Annotated in this window: 6 protein-coding genes and 1 pseudogene; 3 read left to right on the top strand and 4 right to left on the bottom strand. The window is 70.9% G+C overall.

Features of this window, described 5'->3' with window-relative positions:
* Window positions 1–27: 27 nt before the first annotated feature.
* Entirely contained in the window at window positions 28–912 is an 885-nt protein-coding gene (locus AOK24_RS19950; protein WP_055721422.1) for an SAM-dependent methyltransferase, read from the bottom strand.
* Between the two features lie 11 nt (window positions 913–923).
* A complete protein-coding gene (locus AOK24_RS19945) occupies window positions 924–2,900 on the bottom strand; it encodes a carbamoyltransferase family protein (protein WP_055721421.1) in 1,977 nt (658 codons plus the stop codon).
* A 299-nt stretch (window positions 2,901–3,199) separates the two neighbouring features.
* On the opposite strand from AOK24_RS19945, the gene AOK24_RS19940 reads away from it, so the two are divergent.
* A complete protein-coding gene (locus AOK24_RS19940) occupies window positions 3,200–3,604 on the top strand; it encodes a VOC family protein (RefSeq protein ID WP_055721420.1) in 405 nt (134 codons plus the stop codon).
* Window positions 3,605–3,677: 73 nt separating this feature from the next.
* Complete coding sequence (locus tag AOK24_RS19935) at window positions 3,678–3,899, top strand: hypothetical protein (RefSeq protein ID WP_055721419.1); 222 nt, start codon at window positions 3,678–3,680, stop codon at window positions 3,897–3,899.
* Here the strand turns inward: AOK24_RS19935 and AOK24_RS19930 are convergent.
* Window positions 3,887–4,375 (bottom strand): NUDIX hydrolase, encoded by a 489-nt coding sequence (locus AOK24_RS19930; protein WP_055721418.1) that lies wholly within the window; start codon window positions 4,373–4,375, stop codon window positions 3,887–3,889. The two genes, AOK24_RS19935 and AOK24_RS19930, sit on opposite strands and share 13 nt — an antisense overlap.
* Before the next feature lie 185 nt (window positions 4,376–4,560).
* Window positions 4,561–6,168 carry an apolipoprotein N-acyltransferase gene (gene lnt / locus AOK24_RS19925; RefSeq protein WP_055721417.1) on the bottom strand — a complete coding sequence of 536 codons (1,608 nt, stop codon included), beginning with the start codon at window positions 6,166–6,168 and terminating at the stop codon, window positions 4,561–4,563.
* A gap of 281 nt (window positions 6,169–6,449) precedes the next feature.
* Here lnt and AOK24_RS19920 point away from each other — a divergent pair.
* Window positions 6,450–6,792 (top strand): annotated as a pseudogene (locus tag AOK24_RS19920) (O-antigen ligase family protein); the annotation flags it as partial.

Genomic DNA, 6,792 nt, shown 5'->3' with positions numbered 1-6,792 from the left:
GGGCGGGGGCGACGCGTACGGGGGTGGTCATGCGGCGCCCTCGTCGGCACGCTTCCGTGCCACCCAGCACCCCATGATCACCTTTCCTGCCACGCACCCGTCCCGCAGGGCCGGCAGCGACTGTGCCAGCAGGTTCTCGAAGCCGTCCGCCGTCAGGTCCGGCCGCTCGTCCCCCGCCGGGTCCGAACTCGGCGCTGCGGGCGTCCAGTTGGGCCCGATGTCGCCGTGGTCGTCGTACCGGGACACGGACTCGACCTCGAAGCCGGCCTCCTCCAGGTACCCCTTCAGCTCGCCGAACGGGATGACGTGCGGGATCGCGAAGCCCTGGCACATGGGTTCCACCCAGCGGGCGTGCTCGGCCTCGGTGAGATTGTCGGCGCAGAACCAGTCCGCGCCGACGAAGGCCCCGCCGGACCGCAGGACCTTCGCGATCCCGGCGTACACCTGGCGTTTGTCCGGCGCGTAGCAGAGCGCCTCGATGGAGAGGACGCCGTCGAACTCGCCTGCGCCGAAAGGCAGGTTCATCGCGTCCGCCTCGACGAACGTGAGCCGTTCGGTGCCGGCGTGCAGCGAGCGGGCCACGCGTACCTGGTGGCCGCAGATGTTGACGCCGGTCACCTCGGCGCCGGTGTGCGCGGCGACGGTCGCTGCGGGGCCGCCGATGCCGCAGCCGACGTCGAGGACGCGGTCGCCCGCGCCGAAACGTCCCTGGTCGGCGAGCCAGCGCTGCATGGTGTGCTGGGCGTCGTGGAGTTGCTGGCCCTCGGTGAACCAGGCGAGGTGGAAGGAGTCGGACCAGACGTCCCGGCAGACGTCGGTGACCTGTTCGTAGTAGCTGTCGACGACACGGGCGTAGTGGTGCTCCCGGTCCTCGGGGGTCCTCACCAGCTCCAGGTACTCGGCGTTGCGCATGCGGGTTCCTCTCAGGAAGCCGGTGTGAGGGTGAAGAAGCGTTGCTGCCACAGGGCGTGCAGTTCGGAGCGCGTCTCGGGGGTGAGCGGCCCGACCGGCGTCGTACCGTCCGCCCGCTCCAGCACCGCGAACAGCTCGGGAGACACGGCGGCCCGGGGGCCGGTGGCGTAGTCGAGGAGGATCTCGTGCGTGACGCCGCCCTCCGCGACCGTCCTGACCAGCCGGGTCACGGGGCGGAACGTCAGGACGAGGTCGTCGAGGCCGTCCAGGAAGTCCGGTCGTCTGCGGACCAGGAGGTCGTCGACGACGGCGTGGTCGAGTTCGGTCGTCAGCAGGCACGTCAGCACGTCCTCGACGCTCTGCACGATCGGTTCGGCGTTGTTGTTCATCGACGTGTTGAGCAGCACCGGCGTACCCGTGAGCGCGCCGAAGCGGCTGATCAGGCGGTGGACGCGCTCGTTGGCCTCGGGGTCGACGATCTGGACGCGGGCCGTGCCGTCGACGTGGGTGACCGCGCCGAGGTGCTCGCGGTGTTCGGGGCGCACGCTCACGACGTACGACATGAAGTCGTGATGCGCGGTGGTGTCGGTGAGGTCGAAGTACGTGCCGGCGGCCTCGGGGACGACCATCGGGGCGAACGGGCGGAAGCTCTCCCTTTTCTTGATCATGGCGTTGATGCGGGTGCGGTTCCCGGCGGGGCGCGGGTCGGCGAGAATGCTGCGGTGGCCGAGTGCGCGGGGCCCGAACTCCGAGCGCCCGTACGCCCATCCGACGACGGCGCCCTCGGCGAGCAGGCGGGCGGTCGTCTCGACGACGTCGGCGGGCCGCTCGTACTCCACGAGCCCGCTCCACGCCCGGACGGTCTCCTCGACGGCGTCCGCGCTGCCGAGCCCCGGCCCGAGGCTCGCGCTGCGCATCCGCTCCTTGAGGCGTACCGTCCCGGACAGCGTCTCCTGCGCGAGCAGTGCCGCGCCCTCGGCGGTGCCCGCGTCGTGGGAGGCGGGGTGCACGAACATCTCCGTGAACAAGCCCGAGCGCAGAACGGCGCCGTTGAGGCTGCAATTGTGGGCGACGCCGCCGCTGAGGACGAGCTTCGTGTGCCGGGTGGCGCGGCGCCAGTGCGTCAGCACGTGCAGGACGATCCGCTCCAGCATCTCCTGGAGCCCGGCGGCGAAATCCTTGTGGTGCTGTTCCAGCGGTTCACTCGAACGCCGGGGCGGCATTCCGCAGGAGAAGAACGTGTTGCTGACGTATTCGAAGGCGAGGGCGTGCGGCGAGAATTCGTAATCGCCGTCCGGGCCGAGCGTGTACATCGAGTCGAACACCGGCCGGTATACGGCGGGGTCTCCGTACGGGGCGAGTCCCATCACCTTGTACTCGTCGCCGAACCTGAATCCCAGGTGTCTCGTGGCATTCAGATAGAGGAGTCCCAGCGATTTGTGCATCGCGAACTTGGTGAGGATCTCCAACTCGCCACCGGTGGCGCCGAATACGGTCCCCGAGGAATCCTCGCCCATGCCGTCGAGGACGACGACGAGGGCCTCCGACATCCCGGAGCGCACGAGGCTCGACATCGCGTGGGCGCGGTGGTGGGAGGCATGGAACAGCTTCTCGTCGGGAAGGTCCCAGTTCAGAGCCTCCTTGAGGCGGTCCTTGATGAGCCGGCGCGCATAGCGCCGAGGGACGGCCGGGTGGTCGACGTAGAGGCCGTTGAGCATCAGGTCGAGGTACTGCTCGGGGAAGTAGTAGCCGACCCCGTCGATATCGGCCGGGGTCGCCCCGGCGATCTCCAGACAGGCCCGAACGGCGTTGACGGGGAATTTGGTTGTGTGTTTGATCCGGTTGAGCCGTTCCTCCTCGACCGCCGCGATCAGCACACCGTCCTCGACGAGGGCGGCAGCGGCGTCGTGGTACATGTACTCGCGCAGACCGGGCACGATATCGGAGTTCTCGGGAGAGAAGTTTCCGTTCAATCCGATCGTCAGCATGTTCGACAACGTAGTGGCGTGGAACACACCTCTGCAATTCGAACAAGGGGGGTTCGGACAGCTGTACACGTTCGGCCGAACGCGTGGGGCTTCGCGCCGCACGGGCGGTGACCGCGCGACAGACGAGCCGCCGTATGGCTTTCGTGACGTTAGGGAGGAGAGGTCTACTTTTCGGACATTTTTTCCCATCGCGTCCGCTCCGCGGCTAGCCTGGACCGTGTCGGCGCACGTGCATCCGGGGGGACACCTGTCGGCGCTCCTCCCCTGCCCCGACCCCGTCAGCGGAGAGGAAAGTGACCATGCAGGTACTGCCCCACGTGGACTTCTTCGGCCGATGCGAGGAGGCCGTCGAGTTCTACAAATCCGCCCTCGGCGCTGAGGTCGAGGTCCTGCACCGCTACAGCGACCTGCCCGCATTCCACGACGTGCCCGACGAGTTGGGGCACAAGGTGCTCCTCGCCACCCTAAAGATCGGCGAGGGCCGCCTGACCTGCGGCGACGTCATGCTGGAGCCCATCCAGTACGGGGGCTACTCGATCCTCCTCGTCGTCGACTCCGTCGAAGAGGCCGAGCGCCTGTCGACCGCCCTGACCCACGGCGAGGGCACGGTCCACTTCGAGATGACCGAGACCGCACAGGAGGACCAGGCCCACGGCGTCTTCGACCAGTTCGGGGTCCGCTGGTACTTCCACGTCCAAACCTGACCGGCCGAGGGGCGGCGAACCAGGTACGCCGGACCCGCCGCCCCTTGCTCAACTCTCCGACAGGAACACGGACTTGCCGGTCTCCGCGCCCACGCTGGAGACCGCCTCGACCGGGCACCTCACACGCCTGCCCCTGCCCCCGTTCATCGAGGACGAACCGGTCGGGTACGGACGCCGCGCACAACCCGGCGCGCACGCAGTCCCGTTGGTCGACGATGACGGCCCACCAGTCCTGCGCCAGCACGCCCCCTCGACGACGAGCGGCAGCGGCGTGGACGGCGGCTACAGCGTCTGAGCGGGGTTCTCGAACCAGGTGGGGCCGTCGTCCGCCTGGGCCTGCTTGATGCGGGCGACCGCGAAGTCGGGCAGGCCGGGCGGCAGTTCGTCGACGCCGAACCAGCCGACCTCCAGCGACTCGTCGTCGTTCACCCGGGCCTCGCCGCCGGTCGCGCGGCAGCGGATCGTGATGTCCATGAACTGGACGATGTCGCCGTTGGGGTAGGTGTGCTCCTCCAACGCCTGGACGAGGACGACGCGTTCGGCGACGCAGCGCACCGCTGTCTCCTCGTACACCTCCCGCACCGCGCACACGGCGGGCTGCTCGCCGGGGTCGGGGATGCCGCCGATGACCGACCAGTCGCCGGTGTCCGAGCGGCGTCCGAGGAGCACCCGGCCGTCGTCGTCGAAGACGATGGCGGTGACCCCGGGAAGCCACAGGAGCTGGTGTCCGGCGGAGGCCCGGATCGCGCGGATGAACTCAGGAGTTGCCATACCCCCGACCCTAACCGGCCGATCTTGGCGGACCGGCCGGCGCCGGAAGCCGTACGCCGGATGTACGGCCGCAGGTCACCGGCGCGCGGAGCGCACACCCCCGGCACGCATCCCGAACGCGCCGGGCGCGCACCACCACAGAGCGCCCCGGCGCGCGCTCCCCGACAGCAAGCGCCCGCGTACCCCTACGCGTTCCCCGCACGCCGGGCGCGCAGCCCCGAGCCGATCGCCCACCCGAGCCCACCGGCGGCGACGAGGACGAGCAGCATCTCGGGCAGGATCCCCATCTTCGTCGCGGGCGTCTCGGAGGACCGCAGCGGCACCTTCTGCACGAGGGAGTCGGCGACGAACATGCCGGTCTTCTGGGTGATGCGGCCGTCCGGCATGATGATCGCGCTGACGCCGCTGGTGACCGGAACGACGACCGTACGGCTGTGCTCCACCGCGCGCACGCGGGACATCGCGAGCTGCTGGTAGGTCATCTCGCTGCGGTCGAAGGTGGCGTTGTTGCTGGGGACGGAGATGAGCTGCGCGCCGTGCGTGACGGTGTCGCGGACGTCCCAGTCGAACGCGGCCTCGTAGCAGGTGGCGATGCCGACCTTGGTGCCGCCGATGGTGAACACGCCGGGCTCGGTGCCCCGGGTGAAGTTCGAGGCCATCGCGGTCCACTCGGGGTTGATCGCCTTGACCAGGCCCGAGAGCGGCATGTACTCGCCGAACGGCTGGATCTGCCGCTTGTCGTAGGTCTGCGTGGGCCCCTTCTCGGGGTCCCACAGGATCTGCTCGTTGAACAGCTTCCCGTCGCGCTGGACGACGCTGCCGACGGAGACGGGTACGCCCATGGCCCGCACCGCCTGGCTGATGACGGCTGCGGCGTCGGCGTCGGTGAAGGGGTTGACGTCGGAGGAGTTCTCCGGCCACAGCACGAAGTCCGGCTTGGGGACCTTCCCGGCCTTCACCTCGGCGGCCAGCCGCTCCGTCTCGCGCGCGTGGTAGTCCAGTACGGCGCGCCGCTGGGCGTTGAACTCCAGCCCGAGGCGGGGCACGTTGCCCTGGACCGCGGCGACCGTGACGGTGCCGTCCTCGGCCTTGTCGCTGACCAGGGGGCGGGCGACGACCGCGCCCACGACGGGCACGAGCGCGCCGGCCAGGGCCAGGTTGGCGGTGAGCCACCGCACCTCGCCCGTGCGCCGCCGCTCCCACCCGACCCGCGCCAGGTCACCGAGGGCGAACCCGCACAGGACGACCGCGAAGCCCAGCACCGGCGTCCCGCCGACAGCCGCGAGCGGCAGGAACACCCCGTCGGCCTGCCCGAAGGCGATCTTCCCCCACGGGAACCCGCTGAACGGCGCCCGCGCGCGTGCGGCCTCCCCGGCGGTCCACAGGGCCGCCGCCCACACCGGCGAGCCGGGCAGCCGGGACACGGCGGCGACGCCGACGCCGACCAGGGCGACGAAGAGGGCCTCGATGGCCGCGAGCGCGAGCCACGGCAGCGGTCCGACCTCGACGCCGGTCCACTTCAGCAGGGGGACGAGGAAGCCGAGGCCGAAGAGGTAGCCGAGCCCGAGGGCGGACTTCCAGCTCCGCCCGCGCAGGACCCAGCCGAACGCGGCGAACGCGGGGAGCGCGAGCCACCACAGGGGGCGCGGCGGGAAGCTGAGGTAGAGCAGCACTCCGGAGAGCACGGCGACGGCTGCCGGGACGAACCGCAGGAAGCGGCGCCCGCGCGCGGGAGGCGCGGCCTCGGGTTCCAGCTGTCCTGAGGGCCCTGCGGGGGGTGCGGTGACGGTCACCCGGGGAGTGTACGGCGGGTGACCTTTTGGCCGACAGGTCGGCCGGCGGACCTCACAGCACAGGATTCTCACAGGTCGCCGCCGTCGTCGCTCCCGCGTCCGCACAGGTCATCCACAAAATGCCGGCCAGCCGTTACGGTGTGGCCAGCTCCGACGAACGGCCGGTGGGGGGCGCGCGTCCGGGGCGGAGACGCTCGGGGGGCTGGGTGGGACCGACGGGGACGTCCGTGACCGGTGACGGTGCGGACGGTGAGAGACGAAACGTTTCCGACGCGGTCGGCATGGCGGTGCTCGCGGCGTGTGCCGGGTGGGCGCTGGTGTCGGCGGGCGCGAACGACGGGCGGGCCGAGGGCATGCTGCTCGCGGTGCTGGCCGTCGCCGCCGGGTACGCGGCGGGCCGGATGTCGGGCGCGCTGCTGCCGGTGGCCGCGCCCTGTGCCGTCGCGCTCGCGGGTCTCGTGCTGACGGTCGCGGCGCCCGAGCTGTCGCCGGGCCCGGAGAGCGCGGCTCCGCTGGGGCGTGCGGGGGCCGAGGCGGCCGTCCTGACGCTCGTGGCGGGCCTGGCGTGCTGCGCGGCCTGGGCGAGCCCTGCGGCGCCGCTACGGCTCGCCCTGCGGCTTCTGG

Origin of the sequence: Streptomyces niveiscabiei (assembly GCF_001419795.1) — a bacterium.
Taxonomy (GTDB): domain Bacteria; phylum Actinomycetota; class Actinomycetes; order Streptomycetales; family Streptomycetaceae; genus Streptomyces; species Streptomyces niveiscabiei.
This window is presented reverse-complemented; position numbering and strand designations above follow the sequence as displayed.

Coding starts and splice junctions, on each gene's coding strand:
- AOK24_RS19950 (WP_055721422.1), bottom strand. CDS start 912: ATGCGCAACGCCGAGTACCTGGAGCTGGTGAGGACCCCCGAGGACCGG.
- AOK24_RS19945 (WP_055721421.1), bottom strand. CDS start 2,900: ATGCTGACGATCGGATTGAACGGAAACTTCTCTCCCGAGAACTCCGAT.
- AOK24_RS19940 (WP_055721420.1), top strand. CDS start 3,200: ATGCAGGTACTGCCCCACGTGGACTTCTTCGGCCGATGCGAGGAGGCC.
- AOK24_RS19930 (WP_055721418.1), bottom strand. CDS start 4,375: ATGGCAACTCCTGAGTTCATCCGCGCGATCCGGGCCTCCGCCGGACAC.